21 protein-coding genes and 3 pseudogenes are annotated in these 25,778 nt (G+C 70.4%); 11 read left to right on the top strand and 13 right to left on the bottom strand.

Annotated features, from left to right (window positions below):
- The first annotated feature begins 22 nt into the window (after positions 1–22).
- Positions 23–736: an SDR family oxidoreductase gene (locus ACZ7EC_RS31385; protein ID WP_471068140.1), complete on the top strand. Its 714-nt coding sequence runs from the start codon at positions 23–25 to the stop codon at positions 734–736.
- 72 nt (positions 737–808) lie between these two features.
- On the opposite strand, the gene ACZ7EC_RS31380 is transcribed toward ACZ7EC_RS31385, so the two are convergent.
- Positions 809–1,798 (bottom strand): alpha/beta fold hydrolase, encoded by a 990-nt coding sequence (locus tag ACZ7EC_RS31380; RefSeq protein WP_471068137.1) that lies wholly within the window; start codon positions 1,796–1,798, stop codon positions 809–811.
- Between the two features lie 139 nt (positions 1,799–1,937).
- On the opposite strand from ACZ7EC_RS31380, the gene ACZ7EC_RS31375 reads away from it, so the two are divergent.
- Positions 1,938–2,564, top strand: coding sequence for a helix-turn-helix domain-containing protein (locus ACZ7EC_RS31375; RefSeq protein WP_471068133.1), 627 nt, complete (start codon positions 1,938–1,940; stop codon positions 2,562–2,564).
- Positions 2,565–2,649: 85 nt separating this feature from the next.
- Here ACZ7EC_RS31375 and ACZ7EC_RS31370 read toward each other — a convergent pair whose 3' ends face one another.
- On the bottom strand, positions 2,650–3,609 hold the full coding sequence (locus tag ACZ7EC_RS31370; protein WP_471068131.1) for an SDR family NAD(P)-dependent oxidoreductase: 960 nt from the start codon (positions 3,607–3,609) through the stop codon (positions 2,650–2,652).
- A gap of 161 nt (positions 3,610–3,770) precedes the next feature.
- Between ACZ7EC_RS31370 and ACZ7EC_RS31365 the strand changes: the two genes are divergently transcribed.
- Positions 3,771–4,391 (top strand): TetR/AcrR family transcriptional regulator, encoded by a 621-nt coding sequence (locus ACZ7EC_RS31365; protein ID WP_471068128.1) that lies wholly within the window; start codon positions 3,771–3,773, stop codon positions 4,389–4,391.
- A gap of 141 nt (positions 4,392–4,532) precedes the next feature.
- Here ACZ7EC_RS31365 and ACZ7EC_RS31360 read toward each other — a convergent pair.
- Positions 4,533–4,922, bottom strand: a pseudogene (locus tag ACZ7EC_RS31360) (SDR family NAD(P)-dependent oxidoreductase); the annotation flags it as partial.
- Positions 4,923–4,940: 18 nt separating this feature from the next.
- Between ACZ7EC_RS31360 and ACZ7EC_RS31355 the strand changes: the two are divergent.
- A pseudogene (locus ACZ7EC_RS31355) lies at positions 4,941–5,531 on the top strand (TetR/AcrR family transcriptional regulator); the annotation flags it as partial.
- 9 nt (positions 5,532–5,540) lie between these two features.
- On the top strand, positions 5,541–6,470 hold the full coding sequence (locus tag ACZ7EC_RS31350; protein ID WP_471068124.1) for an LLM class flavin-dependent oxidoreductase: 930 nt from the start codon (positions 5,541–5,543) through the stop codon (positions 6,468–6,470).
- Between the two features lie 10 nt (positions 6,471–6,480).
- Here ACZ7EC_RS31350 and tpg read toward each other — a convergent pair whose 3' ends face one another.
- From tpg to ACZ7EC_RS31335, 3 genes are all read right to left on the bottom strand, one after another.
- Positions 6,481–7,038: a telomere-protecting terminal protein Tpg gene (gene tpg, locus ACZ7EC_RS31345; RefSeq protein WP_470565083.1), complete on the bottom strand. Its 558-nt coding sequence runs from the start codon at positions 7,036–7,038 to the stop codon at positions 6,481–6,483.
- A 3-nt stretch (positions 7,039–7,041) separates the two neighbouring features.
- Positions 7,042–9,261 (bottom strand): telomere-associated protein Tap, encoded by a 2,220-nt coding sequence (tap, locus tag ACZ7EC_RS31340; protein ID WP_471068121.1) that lies wholly within the window; start codon positions 9,259–9,261, stop codon positions 7,042–7,044.
- 217 nt (positions 9,262–9,478) lie between these two features.
- Entirely contained in the window at positions 9,479–9,859 is a 381-nt protein-coding gene (locus ACZ7EC_RS31335; protein WP_471068118.1) for a nuclear transport factor 2 family protein, read from the bottom strand.
- Between the two features lie 130 nt (positions 9,860–9,989).
- Between ACZ7EC_RS31335 and ACZ7EC_RS31330 the strand changes: the two genes are divergently transcribed.
- From ACZ7EC_RS31330 to ACZ7EC_RS31320, 3 genes are all read left to right on the top strand, one after another.
- A complete protein-coding gene (locus ACZ7EC_RS31330; protein ID WP_471068115.1) occupies positions 9,990–10,580 on the top strand; it encodes a TetR/AcrR family transcriptional regulator in 591 nt (196 codons plus the stop codon).
- A 330-nt stretch (positions 10,581–10,910) separates the two neighbouring features.
- Positions 10,911–12,170: a ParA family protein gene (locus ACZ7EC_RS31325; RefSeq protein ID WP_011113179.1), complete on the top strand. Its 1,260-nt coding sequence runs from the start codon at positions 10,911–10,913 to the stop codon at positions 12,168–12,170.
- Positions 12,167–13,414: a ParB/RepB/Spo0J family partition protein gene (locus ACZ7EC_RS31320; RefSeq protein ID WP_471068112.1), complete on the top strand. Its 1,248-nt coding sequence runs from the start codon at positions 12,167–12,169 to the stop codon at positions 13,412–13,414. Before ACZ7EC_RS31325 ends, ACZ7EC_RS31320 begins: the two co-directional genes overlap by 4 nt.
- A 140-nt stretch (positions 13,415–13,554) precedes the next feature.
- Here ACZ7EC_RS31320 and ACZ7EC_RS31315 read toward each other — a convergent pair whose 3' ends face one another.
- The gene (locus ACZ7EC_RS31315; protein WP_051850404.1) at positions 13,555–13,812 is read right to left on the bottom strand and encodes a hypothetical protein; all 258 of its coding nucleotides are present in this window, start codon (positions 13,810–13,812) and stop codon (positions 13,555–13,557) included.
- 53 nt (positions 13,813–13,865) lie between these two features.
- A complete protein-coding gene (locus ACZ7EC_RS31310) occupies positions 13,866–14,318 on the bottom strand; it encodes a helix-turn-helix domain-containing protein (protein ID WP_011113176.1) in 453 nt (150 codons plus the stop codon).
- Between the two features lie 1,920 nt (positions 14,319–16,238).
- Here ACZ7EC_RS31310 and ACZ7EC_RS31305 point away from each other — a divergent pair.
- Positions 16,239–17,789: a DNA primase family protein gene (locus ACZ7EC_RS31305; protein WP_471068110.1), complete on the top strand. Its 1,551-nt coding sequence runs from the start codon at positions 16,239–16,241 to the stop codon at positions 17,787–17,789.
- Positions 17,790–17,919: 130 nt separating this feature from the next.
- Positions 17,920–18,306, top strand: a complete 387-nt coding sequence (locus ACZ7EC_RS31300; protein ID WP_011113174.1) for a DUF6009 family protein — start codon at positions 17,920–17,922, stop codon at positions 18,304–18,306.
- A 219-nt stretch (positions 18,307–18,525) separates the two neighbouring features.
- On the opposite strand, the pseudogene ACZ7EC_RS31295 reads toward ACZ7EC_RS31300, so the two are convergent.
- From ACZ7EC_RS31295 to ACZ7EC_RS31280, 4 genes and pseudogenes are all read right to left on the bottom strand, one after another.
- Positions 18,526–18,620 (bottom strand): annotated as a pseudogene (locus ACZ7EC_RS31295).
- 116 nt (positions 18,621–18,736) lie between these two features.
- On the bottom strand, positions 18,737–19,498 hold the full coding sequence (locus tag ACZ7EC_RS31290) for a TetR/AcrR family transcriptional regulator (RefSeq protein WP_471068106.1): 762 nt from the start codon (positions 19,496–19,498) through the stop codon (positions 18,737–18,739).
- Between the two features lie 58 nt (positions 19,499–19,556).
- The gene (locus ACZ7EC_RS31285; protein WP_471068103.1) at positions 19,557–20,942 is read right to left on the bottom strand and encodes an MFS transporter; all 1,386 of its coding nucleotides are present in this window, start codon (positions 20,940–20,942) and stop codon (positions 19,557–19,559) included.
- A 48-nt stretch (positions 20,943–20,990) separates the two neighbouring features.
- A complete protein-coding gene (locus tag ACZ7EC_RS31280; protein WP_471068101.1) occupies positions 20,991–22,154 on the bottom strand; it encodes an acyltransferase family protein in 1,164 nt (387 codons plus the stop codon).
- A 921-nt stretch (positions 22,155–23,075) separates the two neighbouring features.
- On the opposite strand from ACZ7EC_RS31280, the gene ACZ7EC_RS31275 reads away from it, so the two are divergent.
- Positions 23,076–24,578, top strand: a complete 1,503-nt coding sequence (locus ACZ7EC_RS31275) for a DNA primase family protein (RefSeq protein WP_037659243.1) — start codon at positions 23,076–23,078, stop codon at positions 24,576–24,578.
- Here the strand turns inward: ACZ7EC_RS31275 and ACZ7EC_RS31270 are convergent.
- Entirely contained in the window at positions 24,536–25,636 is a 1,101-nt protein-coding gene (locus ACZ7EC_RS31270) for a hypothetical protein (protein ID WP_471068097.1), read from the bottom strand. The genes ACZ7EC_RS31275 and ACZ7EC_RS31270 overlap by 43 nt on opposite strands.
- Positions 25,637–25,778: the final 142 nt, after the last annotated feature.

Genomic DNA, 25,778 nt, shown 5'->3' with positions numbered 1-25,778 from the left:
CGACCAGGGAAGCGTGGTTGCCATGAACGAACGCACAGCTCTGGTCACCGGTGCCAACAAGGGCATCGGAAAGCATATCGCCCGGCTCCTCGCGGCCGAGGGTTTCACCGTGTACGTGGGCTCCCGCGACCCCGAGCGCGGGCAGCGGGCCGTCGAGGAGATCGGGGCCGGGGCCCGCCTGCTGGTCCTCGACGTGACGGATCCCGACGGCATCGGACAGGCCGCGGCTCAGGTGGACCGCTTGGACGTGCTGGTCAACAACGCCGGCATCTCGCCGTCACTCGCCTCGCCGACCGACACCGGCGTCGAGGAGTACCGGCGCACCTACGAGACCAATGTGTTCGGGGTGGTGGCGGTGACCAATGCCTTCCTGCCCGTCCTGCGCCGGTCGCCGCGCCCGCGCGTCGTCAACGTCTCCAGTGGCACGGCGTCGCTGGCCTGGAGCACCGCCCCCAACCCCCAGTTCAGTCCGGGAAGCGGCGCCGCCGCCTACCGGTCGTCCAAGGCCGCCCTCAACGCGCTCACCGTCCTCTACGCCCAGGCGCTGGCCGAGGACGGCTTCAAGGTCAACGCGCTCGCCCCCGGCCTGCGGGCCACCGATCTCAATGCCCGGGCCGCCGCGGCGGGCGGCGACCCGGCCGAGGCCGCACGGGGTGCGCTCCGCCTGGCGCTGCTGCCGGACGACGGCCCCACCGGCGGCTTCTTCTCCTGGGACGGAACACCCGTGCCCTGGTGATCGGTCAGGGGCGGCCTCTCGTGGCAGCGGGCGAGCTCGTGCGCGGACCGCTGCTCCCGGGGGCTGCCTGGTTCAGTGCTGGAGGGTGGCGAGCCAGTCGGTCAGCAGGCGGTTGATCTCGTCGGGGCGCTCCTGCTGGATCCAGTGGCCGCAGCCGTCCAGGAGGTGGGAGGCCGAGAGGCCGGGGAGGGTGGTGGGGTAGGCGTCGATGGCGTCGGACATCCAGGTGGTGGAGGCGTCCAGCGCGCCTCCGGCGAACAGGGACGGCTGCTTGATCGGGGCTCCGCGGTAGGGGGCGAGGTCTTCCCAGTCGCGGTCCATGGTGCGGTAGCGGTTGAGGGCGCCGGTGATCCCCGTGCGCTCGAACTCCCCGGCGTAGACGTCGAGGTCGTCCTGGCTCAGCCAGGCCGGGAGGACTGCCGTGGGGAAGCGGTCGCGCAGCCGGCCGCCGCCGCGGGTGACGAAGTGCGGGTCGGGCTCGTCACAGGTGGGCATGGTGTCGGCGGACAGGGCTGCGTAGAAGCCCGCGAGCCAGCCCCTGACGTCGGGCTCGATCTCCGCCTCGGCTCGGCCGGGCTCCTGGAAGTAGGAGACGTAGAACTCCTGCTCGGGGCCGCCGAGCCGGCCGAAGACGTCGGTGGGGCGGGGGCCGCCGGGCGGCGCGTAGGGGACGCTCAGCAGGCCGACGGCGCGGAAGACCTCGGGGTGGAGCAGGGCGGAGGTGGCGGCGATCTGGGAGCCCCAGTCGTGGCCGACGACCACCGCGGACTCCTCGCCGAGCGCGCGCACCACCGCGACGTTGTCCGCGACGAGTTCGGTCAGCCGGTAGGCGTCCGCGGCGGCGGGCTTGGAGGAACGGCCGTAGCCGCGCACGTCGATCGCCACCGCCCGGTAGCCGGCCGCGGCGAGGACGGGCAGCTGATGGCGCCAGGAGTGCCAGGACTCCGGGAAACCGTGCACGAGCAGCACCAGCGGCCCGCTGCCCTGTTCGACCAGGTGGAGGCGTCCGGCCGGGGCGTCGACGGTGCGATGGCGGGCTTCGGCGGTCGGCTCGGGACGCATGGGGCTTCTCCTCGGTTCGCGGTGGCGCGGCTGCCCATCGATCATGCGGCGCGGCACCGGTCCGGCGCGATCAGCCTTGCCATACTGGCAACCTTGCAGGACGAAGAGGTGGAGGGGCGCGGCGGACAAGGAGCGTGCGGTGGCGATCGACGACGTGGAGGGCGCCCTGGCCGCGATGGGGCCCCGCTTGCGGGCCGTGCGCGACCGCCACGGGGCGACCCTCGCCGGTGTCAGCCGCGCGACCGGCATCTCGACCAGCGTGCTGTCCCGGATCGAGACCGGCCGGCGCAGGCCCACCCTGGAGATGCTGCTGCGGCTGTCGAAGGAGTACGGCGTCTCGCTGGACGAGCTGGCCGGCACGGCCCCCGCCCCCGCGGCCCAACCACCCGCTGCGGCGCCGCTGAGCTTCGGCGACGGCAAGGCGGTGCTGCCCCTGACCCGTTACGTCGGCGGCCTGCACGCCCACAAGCACGTCCTGCCCGCCCTCGACGGCACGCCCACGCGGCCACGCCAGGTCTCCCATGACGGGTACGAGTGGCTGTGTGTCCTGTACGGACGGCTGTGGCTGGCACTCGGCGACCACGACCTCGTCCTGACCGCCGGGGACGTCGCCGAGTTCGACACCCGTACCCCGCACGGGGTGGTGAACTCCGGTCCCAGCGGTCCGGTCGAGTACCTGATCATGTTCGGACCGCAGGGCGAGCGCCAGCGGCTGCGCACCCGGCTGGCCGTTCCTCGCGAGACCGGTGACCGGAAAAGCCGCTGAGTGAGCGGCTGTGACAAGCCAGGTGCCTTGCTCATACGAGGGCACGGTTCGGCCAAGTAGCAAGCCGCCGACGGTCGTTGCGCCGTCAGGCGGTCGTCGCGGCGGCCACCAGCATGTCCTGGGAGGCCTGCCACAGGCGGGCCGCGTTCCGAGGGTCCACGGCGTGGGCGGCCACGCCCCGGCGCACACCGGGCGAGTGCGGGCCGGCCTCGTTGCAGTCCTCGAAGTACCGGCCGGTCACGCCCTCGACCAGGGGGGAGGCCGCGAGGAGCACCGAGGTTGCCGCGCCCTGCTCGATGGTCTTCCAGGACACGTCGGTGCTGGTGGGGTCGAAGGAAGCCGGGCCGTTGGAGATGTCCCCGAGGTGGCGGCCGAGCCGGGTGCTGGTGATGCGGCCCGGATTGAGGGCGTTGACGGCGATCAGGTCGGACGCCCAGCGGCGGGCCGCCTCGACCGCGAACAGGACGTTGGCGGTCTTGGACTGGCTGTAGGCCGCCCACGGGTCGTAGGGGCGCTGCTCGAAGTTGATGTCGTCGAAGAGGACGTCGCCGTTGACGTGGCCGACCGAGCTGACGGCGACCACGCGTGCGCCACGGGCTGCTGACAGGGCGCCGTGCAGGCCGGTCGCGAGAGCGAAGTGGCCGAGGTGGTTGGTGGCGAACTGCATTTCCCAGCCCTCCTTCGTCCGCTGGAGCGGCGACGCCATCACGCCGGCGTTGAGGACCAGGATGTGCAGCGGCCCTCGCCATGCCGCCACGAAGGCGCGCACCGAGGACTGGTCGGCGAGGTCGAGCAGCGCGGCGCGCACCGTTCCCGGACCACTCGCCGGGGCGATCTCCTCGGCGGTCTGTTCGCCCGCCGCCAGGTCACGGACGCCGATGGTCACCTCGGCGCCGGCGGCGGCCAGGACACGCGCGGTCTCGCGCCCGATGCCGGAGCCTGCTCCGGTGACGATGGCGCGCCGGCCCCTGAGGTCGATACCGGCGAGCACCTCGGCGGCGGTCGTCTGCGCGCCGAACGGGGTCGTGACGAGGTGGTCGTTCATGCGGCTCTCCCGGAAGGCCGGTGGAATGGGGGATCGAGTGCACGGCCGATGGCGCGGAGGCAGGGGGGCGTCGTAGGCTCTATCCGGAACTGGTTCCGGTTCGGTTCCGAGAGTAAGCGGAACTGGTTCCGCTTGCAAGCCTGCCAGGAAGGGAGCCGGGAATGACCGGCCGCGAGGGGGACGCAGTACGGCCCCGCAGGGCCCTGCGCGCCGACGCGCAGCGCAACGAGGACCGGCTGCTGGAAGCAGCGGCGGTCGCGTTCGTCCGGGACGGCGCGGGCGCCTCGGTCAAGGACATCGCCCGTGCGGCCGGCGTCGGCGTCGGCACGCTCTACCGCCGGTTCCCGTCCAAGGAACTGCTGATCGAGGCGGTCTACCGACAGGAAGTGCAGCGGCTGTGCGAGGCGGCACCGCACCTCACGGCCGCACAGCCACCGGTGGACGCGCTGCGGACCTGGATGGAGCGCTTCATCGACTTCATGGCCGCCAAGCAGGGCATGGCCGACGCGCTGGCCGTGGTGTTGACCGACGACACCGAGAAGCTGCACACCCGGTCCCTGCTCGCCGACGCCCTCACCCACCTGCTCACCGCCCTTGAGGGCCGGTCAGGGGCGCGGCCGGGTGTCGATGCCCGGGACGTGCTGATGGCCCTCGGCGGGATCAGCCTCATGGCCGCCAGCGAGGAGCGGCGCGACCTGGCCACCAGACTCATCGACCTGCTTCTGCACGGCATCGTGGCGAACGACGACGGCTCGGGCACCGTCAAGTCCGCTTCGGCTTGACCGAGATGGGCGCCCGCGACTGCCCGCTCCGTACCGCGGCACCGGCTCACGCTGCGATGTCGGGGGCGGGTTGGAGTGCGGGGCCGTCTTGGTCAGCCCGCGCACGGCCCACTTGCTGGCGGTGTAGGGGGCGTAGAAGGCCGTGCCGACGTGGGCCATGGTCGAGGCGATGTTGACGACGGTTCCGCCACCGCCCCTGCGCATCGACGGAGCAACGGCCCTGATGCCGAGGAACTGGCCGGTCACGTTGACGCTGAAGGTGTGCTCCCAGACGCGGAGTTCGGTGTGCTCGATGGGGGCCGCCGGGTTCTGGACTCCCGCGTTGTTCACCAGGATGGCGACCGGTCCGAAGTGGCCTTCGACTTCTCGCACCAGTGCCGCCCAGTCGTCCTCGCTGGTGACATCCAGGCGGATGGACAGAGCCCGCCGGCCGAGCCGAGCGGCGAGATCGCGGCCGGCGTCGTCGTCGCGGCCGGCGATGACGACGTTCGCCCCCTCGGCGTGGTAGCCCCGCGCATGACTGCTGCCCATCCCCCCGCTGCCGCCGGTGACGACGACGGTCTGGCCCGCATCGCCGAGGCGGCCGGAGTGTCGAGGGCGACGCTGTTCAAGCAGTTCACCACCAAGGCGGCCCTCTTCGAGGCGATCGTCACCGAATACTGGAAGGTCGACGACAAGGAGGCGCCCCTCCCCCGGCCGGGGAACCTCCGCGCCGGGCTTGAGGCCATCGGACGCCGGTACGTGGCCCTTCTCACCCAGCCCGGCATGGCCGCCCTCTTCCGCATCGTCATCGCCGAGGTGCCGCGCTTCCCCGACCTCGGCGAGACCCAGTTCAAGCTCGGCAAGATGCCCTACTTCGAATCGGTCCGCCGCCACCTGCAAGCGGAGAACGCCGCGGGTACGGCCCGGATCGACGATGCGGAGATGGCGGCGACCCAATTCCTCGGGATGATCTCCAACTACGTGTTCTGGCCGCGGATGCTGCTCGCACGCTGGGAGCCCGACGACACCGCCGTCGCCGACGCGGTCGACCAAGCGGTGCTGACCATGCTCGCCCGGCACGGCGCCTCGCACACAGTGCCGGAGGACGGTCTTTGCGCGCCTGGCGAAACCGTCCCGTCCGGCGGGACGTCACCCTAGTCTCCTGGCATGCGGTCACCGACCATTTCCGTACAGGCCCAGCCGCGGGACGCCGCCTCCTGGACCGCGCTGGCCCGGCGCGTCGAGGCAGGGGGGTACGACGCGCTGCTCGCCGCCGACCATCCGGGCACCGCCGCCTCCCCCTTCGTCGCGCTGGCCGCCGCGGCAGCGGTCACCGAATGCCTCGGCCTGGGCTCCTACGTCTCCCACGCGGGGGTGCGCGAGCCGCTGCTGCTGGCGTCGGACGTCGCGACCCTGGACCTCGTCTCGGGCGGACGCGCGCGCCTGGCCCTGGGCGCGGGCCACACCCCGGCCGAGTGGGAGATGCTGGGCGGCCGGCGGCCGGACGTGGCCGGGCGCGTCCGGCGCTTCCAGGTCGTGGCCGAAGCCTGCCGCGCGCTCCTCGCGGGCGAGACCGTCACCCTCGACGGCCCCGAGGTGCGCGCCCGCCAGGCCCGGCTCACCGGTCCGCGCCCGGTCCGGGGCGATGTGCCCTTCACCTTCGGGGGCGGCAACACCACGCTGCTGCGCTGGGCGGGGGCGCACGCGGACGTCGTGGCCCTGAGCGGGCTGGGCCGCACCCTGCCCGACGGCCACATGCACGAGCCGCGCTGGAACGCCGCGGACATCGACCGCCAGATCGACCTGATCGAGCAGGGCGCCGCCGGCCGGTCCACCGCCCCGGCGCGCGAAGCACTGGTCCAGATGGTGGAGGTCACCGACGACGCCGAGGCCGCGGCCCACCGCCTGGCCGGGCAGCTGAACTGCTCCCCGGCCGATGTGCTCGCCTCGCCCTATGCGTGGGTGGGCACGGCACGGGAGATCGCGGCCGCGCTGGACGAGCACCGACGCCGTTGGGGGATCACCCGCTACGTCGTCCGCGAGCCGCACCTGGACGCGGTGGACCGCCTGCGCGCCTGTTTCCCCTCCCCCTCGTAGAACTGGGCCGCTACAGCTGGATCTCGATCTGTTCGATGTCGGTGAATTCCACGCCCAGGCCGTGGGCGCGGGTGTCGTTGGCGCGGAAGTACATCTGGGCGAGGCCGTCGGCCGCGATCTGCTGGAGCTGGTGTTCGGTGGCGCCCTGCTCGCGGGCGGTGAACAGCCGGGCGGCGAACTCGGGCGGCAGGGCCTGGATGATGTCGCGGATACGGGCGTCGTCGGTGGTGCCCGGCGCCGCGGTGAATCCGAACCGGGCGCGGGTGGAGACGACCAGGCCGTCGGTGGTGGCCGCCCTTCTGCGGGCCCTGGCGCGTACCTGGGGCTGCCAGCGCTTGTGGACCTCACGCTCTATGCGGTCGCGCAGCTCGCGGCGGGGTCGTTTGAGCTGGCCGGCCACGTACCGTTCCACGGTGCGCTGGGAGATCCCCAGAAGCCGGGCGACGGCTCTGGTGCCCTTGAGCTGCTTGACGAGGTACTTCATCTGCGCCTGGGCGCTCTGCGGGGGGCGGCGGGTGAATGCCGACTCCAGCGCGCGGTCCAGGCCGTCTCCGATCGAGTCCACCATGGGTTACTCGCCTTCCCCGGCGGTCGGGTCGGTCTTGACGAGGTTGGCGATGTTGAAGACGCCGCCGTGCTCCTCGAATTGCTGCTCTGCCCACAGCACGGTCCGGGTGCCCTGGTGCTTGACCATGCCGGGTGAGACGCCGAGCCGGAACGAGCCCGGCGCGGGCTTGCCTTCGGCCGTGTGCGGCAGGAAGTCCAGCGGGGAGGGGCCGGGTGAAGGGTAGACGAGGGCGTCGGTGCCGATCGCGACGGGATAGACGCCGGCCGCGGCCGCGGTCTTCATCATCTTGCGGTGCATGCTGATGCGGACGCCGGCCAGGACGGCCGCCCGGATGTCGGGACGCCAGGTGGGGCGTTCCAGGGCGGGCCACGGCTCGTAGTACGGCACCTGGCCGCGGTTGCGCTGCCGCAGTTTGCCGATCCCGCCCTTCGCCGTGGCCTTGATGGCCTTCAGGACGAGGAGCAGGGCCGGGTCGGCGTCCCTGGAGCGGGCCATGGCGTCCAGGAACTCGCTTCCGCCCATGTCGGTGGTGACGCCGAGGTCCGCCATCGTCGTGACGTAGGCGTCGCGCAGCCGCTTGTACCAGGGGTCAAGGTAGCGCCCGGTCCGGGTGCGCACGTACGCCTCGATCGGGGCGACGTCGAAGCCCAGTTCCTGTGCGTAGGCGACGGTCGGGGTGGCGTACCAGGCCGGACCGTCGGGGCGGTCGCCGGTCGGTGTGAACGGCGAGGGGAGCCGGTCGGCGTCGACAGAGCGGCCGTTGACCTGGACGCGGGAGAGGTCGACGTGGGAGAGGTCGACCAGCCACGAGCCGGGCAGCGCCGGGTCGAACCGGGGGCTGCCGGTCAGGTGGGTGGGGCCGTTCAGGCCGACGGTGAGGCCGTTCGCGGCGGCGGCGAAGGCCATGTTGACGTCGATGGCGACCAGGTACGGCCGCATGCACTCGTCATCGGTCAGCTGCCGGCACCAGTTGTAGGGCTCCTCCATCAGCATCTCGGCCGGGGTGCGCTGGTGGTGCCGGGCGTACCTTCCCCTCAACTTCGGGTGCTCGTCGGGGATTTCGCACTCCACCACGTCGTAGAGCCGGGTGAGCGCGTCGTCGTTCGGCGCCGGTTTGAACTCTCCGGTGGCCTCGTCCCGCTCCGCGCGGGTGGGGGGGCGCAGCGCCGTCATCAGCTCCAGGCCGGTGACCGCCGTGGTGCCGCGCGGCGTCATCACCCGGTCCGCGTACGTGCCGAGGAAGCGGGCCAGTTCCGCGGCGTGCATGGTGGGCAACCGGGGGTCGTTCTTGTTGTCCCACTCGTCGATGGGCAGCGCGCCCCAGGCCGGGATGCACAGCTGCACGCAGCGGCGCCGGGAGCCCTCCGGCTCGCGGAAGACACGCGCCCACGCGCCGAATCCGCGCCGGGTGAGCTGCTGCCCTGCCCTGGCGATCTGCTTGATCACCTTGTGGTCGGCCGGCAGCCGTCCGGCGCGCCGGTCCTCAGGCGACAGTTCGGCGGGCAGGCCGTAGCGCTCCAGCGCGGCGGAGGTGAGGACGAGGACCGGGTCGGCGTCCTTGCCGTGCCGGTGCAGCCGGGCCTGGCCGAGCTTGGCCTCGGTCAGCGTCCAGTCGACCAGCGCGGGCAGGGACTTGGCGGGCACGTCCAGGACCAGGCCGCCGACGCAGTACGCGGCGACCTGGCCGTCGTCGTCGACGTCGACCACGGCCAGCGGGCCGTTCTCGAACCGGCCGTCGGCGGCTGCCGTGGTGGCGGGCCCCTTCACCGACCCCTTCGCCGCCTTCTGCACGCCGGGGCGCTGGGAGGAGGTGGCCGGCCTCGCGGCGGACGCCGGTCGTACGGCCGAGGTCGGGGTCGTCGTCACGGGCGCCGGGGCGGGAGCGGGGGCCGGGACGGGCGCGGCCGGGGCGGGAACGGAGACCGGCGCGGGGAATGACTCCGGCTCCGGGGCGGGTGCCTCGTCGGGGGTCGGGAAGCGCTCGGCCAGCTTCTCCAGCAGGCGGGCGTAGGCGGCGCGTTGCGGCGGGCGGGGTTCGTTCCTGCCGGATTCCCAGCTCGCGACCGTTTCCCGGCGGGTCTTCAGTGCGGACGCCACCTGGGCCTGGCTGAGCCCGGCGGCCTCTCGCAGGCGCTTGCGCTCGGCGGGGCTCGGGAGCGCGTCCTGGGCGACTTGCTCAAGCAGCGCATCCACCGCGCTGAACAGTTGGTCCTCAGTGGCCACAGGGCTCACCTCCGAGAGACACCCTATCCAAAGCGCTCATTGAATCGGACGAGGTGTCGCCTGTGGATCGCACATGGAGGTGCGGGGGGTGGGGGCGAGTGATTACGGCGTAATCACTCAGGGCGGAGGAGAGCGGGTGGGCGGGAGCCGGTGTCGGGTGATTACGGCGTAATCACCCGAGCACTCCCCCGGCAGGCATCGGGATCCTGAGTTGGCGTCAGACGAAGAAGGCGTTCATGCCGGGAACGTCGGACAGGTAGGTCTCGATTTCGGCGATCTTGCCGTCCTGCAGGCGGCAGACGGTGGACAGGTACTCGTCGAGGATCGCATCCGGGCGCTGGGCGGTGTTGTGCAGCGACAGGGCCATGTTCTCGCGGCTGACCAGGATGTGCAGCAGCTCGAAGGACAGCCCGTACGAGGCGATCTTCTGAGCGCGCTCGACCACGGCGTCCGCGCCGACGGCGGTGCCGCTGATGGTGTTGTCGCCCGGCAGGGTCCACGTGGCGTCGTCGTGGAGCAGGGACCGGATGGCCGACCAGTCGGCGGAGGTGAGTGCGGCGTGGAAGCGCCGGCCGAGGTCGTGGGCGGTGGTGGTCATGGCAGTCCCCTTCGGAGTGCGAGCGATAGCCCGGCTGAGCGCGGCCAGCTAAAGCAGAGTGATTTGCTTTAACGCAGACTAGTGCGCCTTGCCCGCTAAAAGCAATCTGATCTGCGTTAGTCTCGGATACGTGAATGCCGAACCCCCCGCCAAGCGTCCCGGCGGCCGCAGCGCCCGCGTCCAGGCGGCCGTCCACCAAGCCGTCATCGACCTGGCCGGTGAACGCGCCGTGACCCAGCTGACGATCCCCGCAGTGGCCGAACGCGCCGGGGTCAACGCCACCACCATCTACCGGCGCTGGGGCACGCTGCAGGCCCTGCTCGCCGAGGTGGCCGCCCTGCGCGGATCCGCCGCCCCGCCTTCCTCCAGCGGCGACCTCCGCACAGACCTGGAGGCCTACGCGATCCGGACACTGGCCGATCTGACCCGGCCCGGCGGGATCGCGTTCTTCCGGGCAGAGGTCTCCCCCGACATCGACGAGCGCCGCAGCGGCCTGCGGGAGTGTCTGCGGCGCGCCACGGCCGGCCTCGACACGATCCTCGAAGCCTCCCGCGATCGGGGCGAGACACCTCCCCCACTGGAGCGGCTGCTCGATCAGATCGTCGCCCCGCTCTACTTCCGCACCGTCTTCTCCGTGCCCGACACCGACGAGACGTACGCCCGCGCCCTGGTGGCCGACCTGTTCAGCGGGACCTGGAAGTCGGCCATCACATCGCACTGAGCGCCGCCAGACGTCTCCGGCAGAGGCAGGACGGTGAAGACGGGCGCCGAGAGCCGGCGCCGGGTGATTACGGCGTAATCACCCGACCGGTGAGAGCGCCGGGGGACCCGGTGGCGCGCCATGCCGAGGGCGCCTCGGTTGCGGCGCTTCCTCCGGTGTGGTGCGTGATGATTACGCCGTAATCACTCCGCTCCGCAGCCAAGGATGGGCGGAGAGGGCGGACCGGTGATTACGGCGTAATCACCTCGCGCCGGAGCTGACGCGGTAACAAAGAGGCTTAACTAACGTGTCGGTGAGGTAGATGATCACGCGCGTTAGTATGGTGTCTTCATGAGTTCGCCAGCCAACGATCGCGAGAAGGTCGTCTCCAAACTGCCGGGCTGGCTCCGGCAGAGCCTCAAAGTCAGAGCCGCTCAGTACGGCGTCGAAATCCAGGTCGCAGTCGAGCAGGGCATCACGGACTGGTGCCGACTGGCCTCCACCGCCGCAACCATCGATACCTCCGGCGCCGACTCCTTCTCCACCTTCCTGCCTTCCGGGCAGTGGGAGGAGTTCAGGCAGATCGCGACGGACCGACGAGTCTCGCTCATCCAGGGGCTTGCCCAGTCCGTCCAGCTCTGGCTCGACGCCAATCCCGCGCCGGAAGTCGAACGGCCCGAGATCACCCGCCGGATCATCGTCTGCAACCAGAAGGGCGGGGTCGGCAAGACCGCGATCACCGCAGGGCTGGGAGAGGCGCTGGCCGAGGACTCCGAAGCCTTGCACCCCGTACGGGTCGCCAAGGCGCTCACCAAGGCCCTGCGGGACAGTGAGACCCAGTCAGGCGACATGCCGCCGCTGGACGACCCGCTCGACATCGAGAACCTTCCCGGTCCGGGCCTGAAGGTGCTGCTCGTCGACTTCGACCCGCAGTGTCACCTCACCAATCAACTGGGCGCCACGCCGCTGCCCATGAACGGCGACAGCCTCACCAACCACATGGCGGGGGACCCCAAGGGCGACCTCCGCGACCTCATCGTCTCCATCGACGAGGACAACTTCGGCGGCAGGCTTCACCTTCTGCCCGCCTGCAACGACGCCTTCCTCCTCGACGTACGCCTGTCCGCCGTACGCGCCCGCGAGGCCGCGCTCGAACGGGCTCTCGCGCCACTGGAAGCTGATTACGACGTAATCATCGTCGACTGCCCGCCCAGCCTCGGCCTGAGCATGGATGCCGCCGCCTACTACGGCCGACGCCGTGACGGGGAGAAGCCCGGCCAGTCCGGCGCGTTGATCGTCGTCCAGGCCGAGGACAGTTCCGCGGATGCCTACGAGCTGCTCACCACCCAGATCGACGACCTTCGCGGCGACCTCAAGGTCGACATCGACTACCTCGGCATCGTCGTGAACCTCTACGACTCCCGCCGCGGCTACATCGCCACCTCGTCGCTCCAGGGGTGGGTGGACATAAAGGATCCGCGCGTCGTCGGCCTCATCGGTGACCTGAAGGAGCAGAAGGAAGCCGTCCGGGTGAAGAAGCCCCTCCTGTCCTACGCGCCCAAATCGCAGCAGGCCGTGGGGATGCGGGCCCTGGCGAAGGAGGTCCTGTGAGCAAGGCCGACCAGCTGGGCAGTGGCCGTTTCGGCGGGGGAGTGCGCCCCATCAGCGCCCGCCGCCAGGCCGTGGCCGCCGCGACCGGGGTTCCCACCGAAGGCGTCGCAGCCCCCACGGAGCTTCCCGTCCACCGCATCAGCCCCAACCCCGACAACCCGCGCTCCGCTCTCGGGGATCTCACCGATCTTGTCGGCAGCCTGAAGACCCACGGGCAGAAGCAGGCGATCACGGTCATGAACCGTGATGCCTACGTCAAAGCCAACCCCGGGCAAGAAGCCGCCCTTGAGCCGGACACCACTCATGTCGTCGTGGACGGCAGCAGCCGCCTCGCCGCCGCCCGCGAAGCCGGACTCGCCACCATCAAGGTGATGGTCAGCGACGACCAGGGAGCCACCTCCGAGGAACTCCTCGAATCCGCTCTGGTCGCCAACATCCACCGTCAGGACCTGGAGGAGATCGACGAAGCGCGCGCTCTCCAGAGGCTGCTGGCCATCCACGGGAGTCAGCGAGCCCTGGCCAAGCGCCTGCACCGCTCGCAGGGCTGGGTGTCACAGCGTCTCGCCCTGCTCAATCTGACACCCGAGCTCCAGGCCCTCGTCGGGGAGGAGCCCATCGACCTGCTGCGCGCGGTCGGCAACAAGCCGGCCGACGAGCAGGAGGCGGCCTTGCGGGAGCTGAAGGCGGACCGGCTCCGCCGGGAGGAGGAGAGGTCTCGCGCGGCGAAGACTCAGCGCGAGCAACCCGCCGGGGGAGTGGCAGAGGGCGTCTCGGAGCCTCGCGGTGGTGATTACGGCGTAATCACCGAGGCGCCGCAGAGGGCACGGGCGGAGGGCACGTCCGACAGTGTGCGGGGCGCGGACTCCGTTCCAGCCTCAGCCTCAGCCCCAGCTCCAGCTCCAGCCCCAGCACAGGCTCCGGCACAGGCTCCGGCATCGGCATCGGCATCGGCATCGGCGGAGCCGGGCGTCACCGATCGGTCGGTGGTTCCCAAGCCGGCGGGCAGGGAAGACGCTGGGGCTGCCGACGGGGCCGAGGAGGCTCCTCCCACGACGGTGCCGGTCCAGGCCACAGCCGCCGATACGACGGCTGGTGCGGGGGGATCACAGCCGAAGAGGTTCCCCTACGAGAACGGCACGGACGCGGCGTACTTCCTGATCCACAAGATGCCGCCGCAGGAGTTCGACAAGATGCTGGATCTGCTGATCAAGCACAGGGACAGCCAGGCGGTCCACGCTGGATGAATGCTTACGGGCCCGCGGGCACCCTCGGCGACACCCCGACGCGGAGCTGGGCGCCGGGGTGATTGCCGGATGGTGAAGGAACACGTCCTGCGGACCGCACCTCATGTACGTCACGTCAATGAGGTGCGGTCCGCAGGACGTCATGTCGCGCGTCGGAGAGGGATGACGACGTGCTCGCCGAGACGCTTGGGGTCGAGCCGGTAGTACCTGATGTGGCCGATCCTCCCGGTCTCCTCAAGCCAGCCGGCTTCGATGACCTGCTTGCGGGTGCGGGAGAAGACGGGGGCTGCCATCCCGACCAGCTCCGCCAGGTTGGCGGCGGTCTCGAGGACCGCTCCGGAGCGGTCGGTCGGGTGGAGCGCGTAGAGCATGACGACGAGTCGCTGATTCGCTGTCATGCCTGCGGTCTTTTCGAGCAACTCGAGGTTCTGCTGCTTGTCGTCGCTGCTGTTCACTGGGCCTCCCACCGTGCAGGGATTTGGTCATCGAATCCGGGAATGTCCGGCGGGTTGCACGTCTTCACTGCTTCACGTTGTTCGAGCCCCGTTCCATGGAACGCGATGTAGGGGCTGATCCGGTAGAAGTTGTAGTTCCCGACGCGACCTCGGACAACCAGGATGCGATGCTTTACCAGCTTCCTGTTGATCTTGCCGACGGCGTCGGCGGACATACCTACCCGCTTGGCGATGTCCGCACCGGTGGCCCGCAGCGGTTCCATCCCCTCGGGGGAGACTCCGATCCACCACAGGACGAGGAACTTCTGACTGGGTGTGAACGCCTTGGACTCGGTGATCGCCTCTACCCGTGCCTTGTCTACCTGTGTATGACGACCGGAGAAGGCGTACGGCGCATAGGGGACCGGCTCGCCTGTATCGGCGTCGACCAGCCTGCGTACTGCTCCCAATGAGCCCTCCGAGCGAGAGGTTGACTACCGGTTCACGAGGGGTGGCTGCGAGGCCGACCAGATGAACCTAACGTACATGAACGCGACGTCAATCAAGTCCGCCTGAGGGACGTGTCGTCTGCCTCCACGCTCATGTCGTACGACGCCAGAAACCCCGGCTTTCGGGCTCTCCTCATGTACTCCACGTCAATCTAGGACGTTCCTAGGAACCGGGTATCGGGTCACAGGATCTGGGCACTCAGTTCCTGGGAACGCCCTCCACGATCGTGAGAACTGCCTGCCAGTTCTCACGATCGTGGTCGTCAAGGGTGTCTATGCAGGTCAAACCGCGTTTGGCGGCCGCGCTCTCTTACTTGGGCAAGCAGCACCGCCGTCGGGGTCTCTGCCAACCCACTCAGGGCCTGCGTCTGCGACCACTCGACACGACGTCAGGAACTACCCGTCCCCCGCTCGACGCATCACCGCTCCCGCCTACGACGCCCAGCCGGTTCACAACCACTCCGCTCGCACCCCAGCTCTCAGCGCCGTGCGCCACCCCCTTCCGGAACGCCGGAACCGAGCAACCGCCCACCCCGGCCCGCCGCTTCCTGGCGCGCACGGTCTGCGCCCCGACGAAACGGCTCCGCGCCAGGAAGCGGCGGGGGAGCGGGGTCCAGGGGCCGGCGAAGGCCCCTGGTACCACGCGCCCGCACCACGTGCAGTCCCCACGTACGACCTCGGCCTCCCCTACGGGCAGTACCAGTCCACGAGGGCGGGGTTCTGACCCGCGGAGGGGCCCCACAGGACCCGGCAGAAGACTTCTGCGGTGAGCGACTGAAGGCCAGCGACTCAACCAGGCGTTGACAGCTGGTGAGACTCACCTCAGTCGCTCGGAGAAAGCCCAGGCCAGAGGCACTCTCGAAGTCAATGAGCGACTGAAGCGACTGAAGTTTCGGGGATATCACTCAGTTCATGAGTGCCTGCGTTCGTCGCCATATGCAGAAGCCTTCAGTCGCTTCAGTCGCTGATCCTCAGGTACACGGACTCTGACCTGCGGATTGATCAGCGACCGAGGCAGCGACCGAACGTCAAAACGCAAGGGGTCGGTCGCTCGGAGAGGGTCGTGGGTCGCTGCGGTGGTTGCCACCAGTGACCGCAGCGGGGGCTGGGAAAGACAGGAAGCGTGGCTGAGACCGGGGAGGGGTTGCTGTGGCACACGCGCGCCTGAGACGGCGTCGAGCGGCATCGTCGTGGCGGGCTTTCGGTGGTGCGGGACCAGACGGGACTGAGGCTGTGCTTCGGTCCCGTTTCAGTCCCGCAGACAAAATGCCTGGTCAGAGGCTTGTCTCGGCACGAAACGGGACTGACGGGACTGACAGTGCTAGTTATACCGATCAGGCGCGCGCGTATGCGCGCGTACGTATGTAAGTAGTACTACGCGTGTTTTGTAGCTCATATATAGGAGGTTGAGTCCCGTCAGTCCCGTCAGGGCAGCGTTGAGCCTTCTGAGCTGCGGTTTTGTGGACGGGACTGAAACGGGACTGAAAGGATGCCGGGTCCGCCGCGCTCTCTCGCCCACCGCGAGGTTCATGCTGTGCGGGGCTGACGGGACTGAATGTTCGACACGCGGATGCTGAGGGTGCTGCCAGGACGAGGTGTGCGCTAGCCTCTGATCGCAAACGGAAGCTTCAGTCCCGTCAGCCCCGTCGGTCCCGCCCGAGAGACGGATGGCGACGCGATGGACAGGGTGTCCGTGGGGTTGCTGCCCCAGACGAAGAAGAACAGCTAGGACAAGGACTCGCTAGTGCCCGGCCAGTGTGCGGCAGGCCCGTCAGAACCCCGCGGTGTCCTCCGCGTCGGAGGTTGTGACGAGCACCGCAGCCGTGCTGATCTCCCGTCATCCGCAGGGCTCTTTGGGCCGGGCCTGGACGAGGGACGCTCATGAGCGGTGCCGAGCCGGCGCACCTGGGCACGGCGGCCGCCGAGCAGACCAGGCAGACGAGTCTCGATCTCGGTCTGCCTGGAGACCAGGCGATGGTGCCCGCACAGGCGGGAAGCGACGGAGGCCGACGAGGAGCCCCGACGGGCCTGTTGCCGGACGAGCTGACCGACCGGGGCAACGCCAAGCTGTTCGCGCGCCTGTACAGCGATCGCTTCCGCCATGTGGAGGGCTTGGGCTGGTACTCGTGGGATCAGTACCGGTGGAAGCGCACGGGTGGCGAGAAGGGCGCGATGTGGGCGGCCGGTGACATGGCCGAGCAGATGCCGCGCACCGACCCGCACGGCACCTTCAGCAATCGGGAGCTGGCCGCGCACCGGCGTCGCACCCAGTCCACCGCGGGCGTGAAGGCCCTCCTCCAGCAGGCACAGGCCGCGCCGGGACTCAGTCTCGATCCGGACTCCATGGACGGCGACATCTACGCTTTGTGCACGCCGGGGGGAGTCGTCGACCTGCGCACCGGTGAGTTGCGCAAACCCGACCCGCTGGCGGACATGCACTCGCGTGCCACCACGGTCGGACCGGAGGACATGCCGCTGCCCCGATGGCACAGCTTCCTGCGCGACACCTTCGGCGACGACGCCAAGGGGCGGGAGACGATCGCGTTCCTGCACCTGCTGCTGGGCTACTCCGTCACCGGGGACGTGGGCGCGCAGATCCTGCCGTTCCTCTACGGGTCCGGTGCCAACGGCAAGTCCGTGTTGCTCGAGGTGATGATGCAGATCCTCGGGGACTACGCCAACGCGGCGCCGCCCGGCTTCCTGATGGAGAAGGGAAAGTTCACCGAGCACAGCACCGAGCTGACCGAGCTGCACGGCCGGCGCATCGTCGTGTGCTCCGAGCTCAAGCCCAACGACAAGTTCAACGAGGCCCGCGTCAAGCTCCTGACGGGTGGCGACACCATCACCGCCCGCCGCATGCGCCAGGACTTCTTCACCTTCCGGCCGACCCACAAGCTGTGGCTCCTGGGCAACCACCGGCCCGAAGTCGGCACCGGCGGCTACGCGTTCTGGCGCCGCATGAGGATCATCCCGTTCGAGCGGAAGGTCCCCGATGAGCTCAAGATCGACAACCTCGCTCAGGAACTCGTCCGTGACGAAGGCCCCGGCATCCTGCACTGGCTCATCCAGGGCGCCCAGCACTACCTGGCCACCAGGGACCCGCTGCACGGACCGGCCAGCGTACGGCTGGCCACCGAGGCCTACGAGAAGACCGAGGACCACATCGGCCGGTTCATCGCCGAGCGCTGCACCAAGGGCGAGGGCGGCCAGCCCAATCCCGAGTTGCGGGTCGAGCAGAAGCTCCTCTACGCGTCGTACGGACGCTGGTGCTCGGAAGAGGGGATCCGCCCGGCCACGAGTCGTGCCTTTGCCAGCCGGATCCGCCAGGAGCTCGGCCTGGCCTCCCCGGCAGAGATGATCAAAAACAACGACCGCAAGCTCTATCCCGGCCTGGCCCTCCTGGCCGACGCCGCGACGGAGCCCGGCCCATGACGGCACGGGTGGAGTCCGGCGGCAACCCGGTCAGGACTCTTGCGATAATGGCCCGGACCAGACGACCAGCGGTGAGCGTGCCGCACGAACCGGCCAGAGGCCGGCCCACGGGACAGGAGGGTCCGCGGCCATGAGCTCGATGCTGCAAGACAGCCAGCTCACCGACGAGAGCGAAGTGGTCTGGCTGGAGGACCCCGAAGACCTCGACTACGTCCGGCAGGCCCTGGACAAGGTCCCCACCCGCAAGGGCAAGCCCCGCTACTCGCGTGACGGCCGCCTCATCGGCTACACCAACCTCCATCCGGGCGCCGCCAGCGACCCCGACTCCGGTCTCTTCGCCCGCCGTGCGTTCTTCCTGCTGCCCCACGACCGTGACAAGGAGCCTCAGGGCCCGTACTCGGTAGGAGCTCCGGGCGAGGCGGTCGACCCTCGCACCATCGAGCCGGGCAAGGTCGGAGCCAAGACTCTGCGGTCGCAGAAGGGCCGCACCGCGGAGATAGCGGCGGCCTCGGGATGAACGGCATGGACATGGGCGCGCACGCGCCACGGGACTGACGGGACCGGCCCGTCGGGAAGGTCGTAGGCGGCCCGAGGACTACAGGCCGAGCCGCTCGCGGAGGATGCCGATTTCTCAGTCCCGTCAGTCCCGTGGCTGCGGGCGGCGCGCTTCGGCGACTGGACGGCGTCGGCACGCCGCTCTCCGTGTGGTTCTCGGTGAGCGGCGTGCCGTGTGGTGCGGAGAGGGCAGGATTCGAACCTGCGTGGACCCCTGAGGATCCGACCTTGAGGCGTGCTCGCTGGTCCCCGATCAGCCACTCCGGGCACCTCTCCTCGCTCCCGACCTCCGTGGTTTCCGAGGTCGTTCACGTGAAAGAGAGTGGCACGGGCTCCTGACACGGGGCTGACATTCCCCCGTGCCTCACCATGGGCGAGCTCCGCGAGTGAGGTCAGCCGCGTTCGGCCATGGCCTCGATGCCCGCCACCAGCAGGTCCAGGGCGTAGGCGAAGTCGAGGTCGAGCATCTCGTTGACCGTGTCCCCGCCGCGGGCCGCCACGAGGTGCCGGGACTCCTCCACGGCCTCGGCGGCCACCGGAGTCTCGGCCACCATGGCCAGGGCCTGCTCGTGGTATTCGTCGGCGTTCAGCCCGGAGTCCGCGATCCGGGTGGAGATGTGCGCCTCGGTCATGCCGTAGCCGTAGACGAACTGGAAGACCGCCGAGATGGCCCCCATCACCCCGCGCGGGGGCAGCCCCGCCCGGCGGACCACCCGGAGGATCACGCGGGAGAAAGCCAGTGCGTTCGGACCGATGTTGAGGAAGCGGCCCACGAGGGGCGACAGCCAGGTGTGGCGCACGAGCAGCGCCCGGTACTCGGCGGCCAGCATGCGCAGTTGGTCGCGCCAGTCCTCGTCCGCGGCATCCGGGTCGGGCAGCCGCAACTCGCCGAACGCGGCGTCCAGGACGAGTTCGAGCAGGTCGTCCTTGGTGTCGACGTACCAGTACAGGGACATCGCGGTGACGTTCAGCTCCGCTGCCAGCCGCCGCATGGACAGCTTCTCCAGCCCGTCGTGGTCCAGCATCTGCACGGTCACATCGGTGATCCGCTGCCGGTCGAGGCCGGAGGGCTGGGCGCTGCGTCCGCCGCGCCCGGACTTGCCCCCCTGCAACCACACACTGGCCCGCACCGACCGCGTACCTTGCTCCACCACCGGTGCTCCTCCTCTTGCGACCACGGCCGAGTTCTCCCACCTTAGAGGCGTGTGACTGTCATGCGGTCACCCGTTCGGCCCGCCGCAACAGCCCCGCCGCCAGGAATCCTCCGGCCAGCACGGCAACCGCTCCGACCAGCTGGCCGGCGTTCAGGCCGGAGGCCAGCGACTTGCCCGAGGCGACGGAGGCGCTGAGCACGGCACCCAGTACGGCCACGCCGAGACCGTTGCCGAACTCGGCGAGGGTGCCGTTGACTCCGGCCCCGATACCGGCCTTCTCCGGCGGGATGGAGCTCATGATGGCGTGTGCCATGGCCGGGTTGGCGATCGCCGCTCCCATGCCGATCAGCACCAGGCCCAGCAGGGTTCCGACGTACCCTCCGGAGTCGAGTTCGGCGATCGCGACGAGCCCCGCGGCCATCAGCACCATGCCGAGCACGATGGACAGCGGTGTGCCCAGCTTGCCGGAGAGCTTGGCGGACAGTCCGGTGAAGTTGAGCAGGATCACCGTCACCGCGAGCGGAGCGGTCCGCAGTCCCGCTTCCAGCGGGCCGTATCCGAGCACGAACTGGAGGTGCTGGGTCAGCAGGAACATCGCCCCGCCCATGCCGAACATCAGCAGCAGGGCTCCGGCGACCGCGCCGGTGAACCGCCGGTTCCGGAAGAAGTGCAGGTCGAGCATCGGCTCGGCGACCTTGTTCTCCCACCAGGCGAAGGTGCCGAGCACCAGCACCGCCACCGCGGCCGCGCCGAGCACGCGCGGCGAGGTCCAGCCGTGGCCAGGACCGGAGATGATCGCGAAGACCAGCGAGGCCATGCCGATGGTCGACAGCAGCGCGCCGAGCAGGTCGGGGCGGTCGCTGCCGGGGCTCTTGGACTCCGGTACGAGCACGACCACCGCGATCAGGGCCAGCACCGCGACCGGGATGTTGATGAGGAAGATCGCTCCCCACCAGAAGTGGTTCAGGATGAATCCGCCGATGAGCGGGCCGCCGCCGAAGCCGAGTGCGTTGATCGCGCTCCAGATGCCGATCGCCTTCGGCTGCTCCTCGGCCGTGAAGATCTGCATCACGACGGCCAGCGTGGTGGTCAGCAGCAGCGCCCCGCCCACGCCCATGCCGGCCCGCGCGGCGATCAACTGGGTGGTGGAATGCGCGAGTCCGGCCACGAGCGAGCCGATGCCGAACAGGGCGAGACCGATCATCAGCATTTTCTTGCGGCCGTAGCGGTCGGCGGCGCTGCCCGCGGTGAGCAGCAGGCCGGACTGCACCAGGGAGTAGGCGTTGATCATCCACTGGATGTCCGAGGTGGCCGCGTGCAGCTCGCGGGTCAGCGAGGGGATGGCCACGTTCAGAACGGTGTTGTCCAGCAGGACGGTGAGCTGGGCCAGACAGATGACGCCGAGGATCACCCAGCGCTGGGGATGACCTTGGGAAGTAGACATGCTGTACACCGTAGAAGGATCCTTCTACGGTGTACAGCACATTTTCGGTCAGGGCCAGAGCAGGGTGCCGGCCGCCAGGCAGACCGCGGCCACGACGACCACCATGGCGGCGAAGGTCAGCCGGGGGCTGTCCGCCAGCGGGGCCCAGGTACGGAGCGGGTCCTCTACCAGGCGCTTCGACGCGTACGACAGCAGCAGCGCCGCCGCCACGATGCCCAGGTGCACGGGGAGGGTCTGGGCGCTGCCCGGCATGGCGAGGGGCACCAGCATGAGCAGCGGCCAGTGCCACAGGTACAGCGAGTAGCTGATGCCGCCGAGCACCTGGACGGGCTTCGACGAGGTGAGCACGGTGTGCCACTGCCGCGGTGAGCGGAGCCCCGCGGCGATGACCAGGGCCGCGCCCAGGGCCGGGACCAGGGCGGCGGAGCCGGGGAAGGGCGTCCTGCCGGTGAAGAGGAACGCCGAGCCCAGGATCGCGGCGAAACCGAGCAGCGAGGCCGCGTTGGCCGCGGTCGTACGCAGGGCGAGCCTCGACTCGGCCAGCACGATCAGCGCGCCGAGCACGAACTCCCAGACGCGCACCGGGGTGATGAAGTACGCCGGGACCGGGTCGGTGGCCGTGAGGTGGACGCAGTAGAGCAGTGAGACGACCCCCAGGCCCGCGACGCTCGCCAGACGCGCCCAGGGCGCCCGCAGCTTGAACAGCAGCAGGAGCAGCAGCGGCCAGCACAGGTAGAACTGCTCCTCGACCGAAAGGGACCAGTAACTCGCCACCGCGGTGACCTTGGTGACGTCGATGGGGTGTGCGCCGAGCAGCCAGTTCTGGGCGTACAGGGCGCTGGCCATGATCTGGTGCGCGTTGTCGGCCCAGCTCTCGCGCGGGGCGAGGACGCGCACGGCGACGACGACGCAGAGCAGTACCAGGCAGGCGGCGGGGAGCAGACGGCGTATCCGGCGTGCGTAGAAGTGCGCGATCCGGATGCGGCCGGTGGTCTCGATCTCGCGGACCAGCCGGCTGCTGATGAGGTAGCCGGAGATGACGAAGAAGACGTCGACACCGACGAAGCCGCCGGAGAGCAGGGTCGGCCATACGTGGGTGAGGACGACGAGCGAGACGGCCAGGGCGCGCAGGGCCTGGATGTCGGGGCGGAAGCCGGTTGCCGCGGCGGTGGTGCGGCTCGGTCTGGAAAGTATCGTATCCGGGCTGGACATGGCGCTCCTGGGGCACTGGGCGTAGGTGGTCGCGCCGGGCGGACGAGAGGTCTCGTGGGCTGCGCGCCCACCGGCACGTCGTGCGTGAGGGCCGAGGGCGAGAGGAACGCTGCCGGGCCGTTCGTCACTATGGGCGTGGCGGCTAGAGAACCGTTCGAGGGCGCGCTCATCCGCACGGCGGGTGCCCCGGCGGGACGTGCCGGTGGCGAAGCGGTCTTTCGGAATCCGGTCCACCGCCGGTCCAGAGTCGCTCAAGTCGCCTCGGGTACGGGGGCGGTGGTACGGCGGCCGAAACCGTGGCGGAAAGGCGGCCCCGCCGCCGTGTGGAGCTCCGGCCGGTCCGCCGCTCCCCGGACGCGGAATGGAATGCTCCCGCACCCGGTCCACCTGTGGTCGATGCTTCGCTAGTGTGTTCCTGTTGTTGAGTCGCTTCGGTCGCTGACGGGGGAAAGACATGGCCGATGAGCTGAGGATTTCGCACAGCGACTCACGGCCTGTTCCCGCCGCGGCGGGCGCCTCGCGGTCCCTCGCCGCCGACCGGCGGTGCGCCGGTCGCGGCCGGCCGGTCCATCCACTGGCTCGGGGACGCGAGACGCCCGCAGGCACCAGCGCGAACTGCCGTGAGTTGCGGCCCACTTCTCGGGCATGCCGCTGCCTTGCCGCCGTCCGGCGGGCGGGGCACCGGGCTTCGGGAGGGCACCGCCGGACGTACTTCTCCGGCTCGGGCGGCGGCCGGGCGCCGGCCCGGCGGATCGGCATACGGGTGCGGGGCGGCCACATCGCCGCGCCGGGCACCGTGGCAGAGGGCACCGGGGCGGCCGTCCGCGTGTCCGGGTCCGAAGCGGCCGGGTTCGGCGGCTCGGGGGGCCGCGGCGGTCTCGGCGCGGAGCGTACCCGCCCGCCGGCTCCCGGAGGCCGGCGATGACCCGTGAGCGCGGCAACGCCGTCTTCGACGCGGGGGCGGCCGCGCCGCGGACACTGGCCCGGCCCGTGACCGCGGTGCGTTCGGTGGGCGGGGACGGTCTTCAGGCGGGGGAGGCCACCGCCGACGGATTGTTGCCGGACACGTTGAGCGATCGGGGCAATGCCAAGTTGTTCGTGAGTCTCTACGCGGACGACTACCGGCACGTTCCCGGTCTGGGCTGGTTCCGGTGGGACGGCACGCGGTGGCAGGTGGACGAGGACGACACCGTCCTGTGGGCTGCCGGGGATCTGGCCGAGTTGCTCGCCAGCACCGATCCGCGGGGCGTCCACAGTGCGGCGGCGTTGCAGCGGCACCGGCGGCGCGCGCTGAGCACGAGCGGGATGAACGCGATGCTGACGCAGGCGAAGTCCGCGCCCGGCATGGTGCTCAACGCGGCGTTACTGGACGCCGATCCCTACGCGCTGTGCACCCCGGCGGGCATCGTCGACCTGCGCACGGGGCAGACCCGTACGTCTCATCCGGACCGGGATTTCCATTCCTGTTCCACGGCTGTGGCTCCGGAGGCGGTGCCGACGCCTCGGTGGGTCCGGTTCCTGACCGACACCTTCGGAGAGGGCGCCGAGGGCCAGGAGATGATCGGCTTCCTCCAGTTGCTGCTGGGGTATTCGATCACGGGTGACGTGGGCGCGCAGGTGATGCCGTTCCTCTTCGGTTCGGGCAAGAATGGCAAGTCGGTGCTGCTGGATGTGCTGATGAAGCTCCTCGGTGACTACGCCGATGCCGCGCCTCCGGGATTCCTGATGGCCCGGCCGTACGAGGGGCATCCCACGGATCTGGCCGAGTTGCACGGCCGTCGGGTGGTCGTGTGCAGCGAGGTGAAGCCGGGGGACCGGTTCGACGAGGCCCGTGTGAAGCTGCTGACGGGCGGGGACCGGATCAAGGCGCGGCGGATGCGGCAGGACTTCTTCAGTTTCCGGCCCACCCACAAGCTGTGGCTGCTGGGCAACCACCGGCCCGAAGTGGGCACCGGCGGCTTCGCGTTCTGGCGCCGGCTGCGCCTCATCCCGTTCGAACGCGTCGTTCCCGACGACCGGAAAGTCGACAACCTCGCCGACATCCTCGTCACCGAGGAAGGCCCCGGCATCCTCAACTGGCTGATCGTGGGCGCACGGCGCTACCTGAGCGGGGAGAAGGACCTCACGGGGCCGGAGCGGGTCCGGATCGCCACCACCGCCTACGCGGAGACCGAGGACCACACCGGCCGGTTCCTCGGCGAGTCCTGCACGATCGAGCCGGGTCTGAGAGCGGAACAGACCCAGCTGTACGCGGCCTACCGGGCCTGGTGCCAGAACGAGGAGGCCCCGGCCGTCTCCTCCCGCGCCTTCGCGGCGCGGGTCCGTGAGCTGGTCGGCCTGGCATCGCCCAAGGAGATGATCCTGTCCAACCAGCGCAAGTACTATCCGGGCATCGGACTGGTCGCCGCCGAGGAGACGGCGTAGGCGCTCCCAACCGGCTTGGCACGCCCGCGCGTCGGCCGCGTCCGAGCGGGCTCGGCGGGCGTCGCGGACGTGAAGGCGGCGGACGGCAGACCGCAGTCGGCCGCCAGGTCGGCGGCCCGCCTGAGGAACGCGGTGCCGGTGGTGTCGCCGAGGGCGTCGAGGGCGTCGGCCGACGCGGCCAGGCCACGGGCCAGCTCGACGCGGTCCTTGCAGCGCCGTGCCTCGCCGACGGCAGCGGCGAGGGTGCGCACGCGCTGGTCGGGGGTGTCGGTGGCGGCGAGCAGGCGCAGGGTGACAGCCCGGTGCCGGGGGCCGGCGGCGGGGACGGCGAGTTCCTCGGTGAGCAGGGCGCGGGCCTGGCCCGGCCGGCCGCAGCACAGCAGCGTTTCGGCGATGTCGATGCGCCAGGGCACGTACGGCAGCCAGCCGCAGCCGCGCCGGCGGGCCAGGCGGGCGGCGGCCAGGAACGTGCCGAGGGCTTCCTGGCGGCGGTGCGTGGCGAGCTGGAGCCGGCCACGCGCGCGCAGCAACGGCAGGCAGGACCGGCCGGAATCAGCCTCGGCCCGGTCGAGACGGGCGGCGGCTTCGCCGAACCGGCCCAGGGTGATGAGGACCTCCGCGTGTACGGCGGTGGGCCACAGGTGCAGCGAGGCGCAGCGGTTCCCCATGGCGTCCCGTGCCGCGGCGGCTTCGTGCCCGGCGGCGGCGAGGTCGCCGAGCTGGAGCAGGGCTTCGGCACGCAGGGTGCGGAACGCGGCCGCCCACGCGGGGGTCTGGGCCTGCGGGTGGAGCCGTGCGCACCAGGCGGCGGCCCCGTCGGGGACGCCGTTGTGCAGCAGGACGCGGGCCGCGTGGAGCAGGGCAGGGTACGCGGCCGGGGCCACGGTGGTGGAGCGCAGCAGCCGTTCGGCAGGGCGGGCGTCGCCGGGCCGGACGGTGGGGTGACCGGTGTGCCAGTGGGGCGACGCGCAGCGGTCGCGGTGCGCGGGCCGGGCGGATCGGGGAGTGCTGCCTTCGGGGCCGTCGGACCGCTGCGGCCGGAAGGCGCGTCGGGTCATCGAGGTGGACTCCATTGGGTCAGTGAACCCGACGGCTGCGGCAGGGAACAGGAACCTCAAGCCGCTCTTGAACGGTTCTCTCGCCGCGTGGGGGAGGGCGGGGCAGCGACCGGGCGTGGCTCGGTCGCTCCGTGAAAGGGCC

This window comes from Streptomyces sp. NPDC037203 (genome assembly GCF_055605065.1).
This window is presented reverse-complemented; position numbering and strand designations above follow the sequence as displayed.

What these genes read in the sequence shown, in the direction of transcription:
- ACZ7EC_RS31385 (WP_471068140.1), top strand. Translation starts at nt 23, where the DNA reads ATGAACGAACGCACAGCTCTGGTCACCGGTGCCAACAAGGGCATCGGA.
- ACZ7EC_RS31380 (WP_471068137.1), bottom strand. Translation starts at nt 1,798, where the DNA reads ATGCGTCCCGAGCCGACCGCCGAAGCCCGCCATCGCACCGTCGACGCC.
- ACZ7EC_RS31370 (WP_471068131.1), bottom strand. Translation starts at nt 3,609, where the DNA reads ATGAACGACCACCTCGTCACGACCCCGTTCGGCGCGCAGACGACCGCC.
- ACZ7EC_RS31365 (WP_471068128.1), top strand. Translation starts at nt 3,771, where the DNA reads ATGACCGGCCGCGAGGGGGACGCAGTACGGCCCCGCAGGGCCCTGCGC.
- ACZ7EC_RS31350 (WP_471068124.1), top strand. Translation starts at nt 5,541, where the DNA reads ATGCGGTCACCGACCATTTCCGTACAGGCCCAGCCGCGGGACGCCGCC.
- tpg (WP_470565083.1), bottom strand. Translation starts at nt 7,038, where the DNA reads ATGGTGGACTCGATCGGAGACGGCCTGGACCGCGCGCTGGAGTCGGCA.
- ACZ7EC_RS31335 (WP_471068118.1), bottom strand. Translation starts at nt 9,859, where the DNA reads ATGACCACCACCGCCCACGACCTCGGCCGGCGCTTCCACGCCGCACTC.
- ACZ7EC_RS31325 (WP_011113179.1), top strand. Translation starts at nt 10,911, where the DNA reads ATGAGTTCGCCAGCCAACGATCGCGAGAAGGTCGTCTCCAAACTGCCG.
- ACZ7EC_RS31315 (WP_051850404.1), bottom strand. Translation starts at nt 13,812, where the DNA reads ATGACAGCGAATCAGCGACTCGTCGTCATGCTCTACGCGCTCCACCCG.
- ACZ7EC_RS31305 (WP_471068110.1), top strand. Translation starts at nt 16,239, where the DNA reads ATGAGCGGTGCCGAGCCGGCGCACCTGGGCACGGCGGCCGCCGAGCAG.
- ACZ7EC_RS31300 (WP_011113174.1), top strand. Translation starts at nt 17,920, where the DNA reads ATGAGCTCGATGCTGCAAGACAGCCAGCTCACCGACGAGAGCGAAGTG.
- ACZ7EC_RS31285 (WP_471068103.1), bottom strand. Translation starts at nt 20,942, where the DNA reads ATGTCTACTTCCCAAGGTCATCCCCAGCGCTGGGTGATCCTCGGCGTC.
- ACZ7EC_RS31280 (WP_471068101.1), bottom strand. Translation starts at nt 22,154, where the DNA reads ATGTCCAGCCCGGATACGATACTTTCCAGACCGAGCCGCACCACCGCC.
- ACZ7EC_RS31275 (WP_037659243.1), top strand. Translation starts at nt 23,076, where the DNA reads ATGACCCGTGAGCGCGGCAACGCCGTCTTCGACGCGGGGGCGGCCGCG.
- ACZ7EC_RS31270 (WP_471068097.1), bottom strand. Translation starts at nt 25,636, where the DNA reads ATGACCCGACGCGCCTTCCGGCCGCAGCGGTCCGACGGCCCCGAAGGC.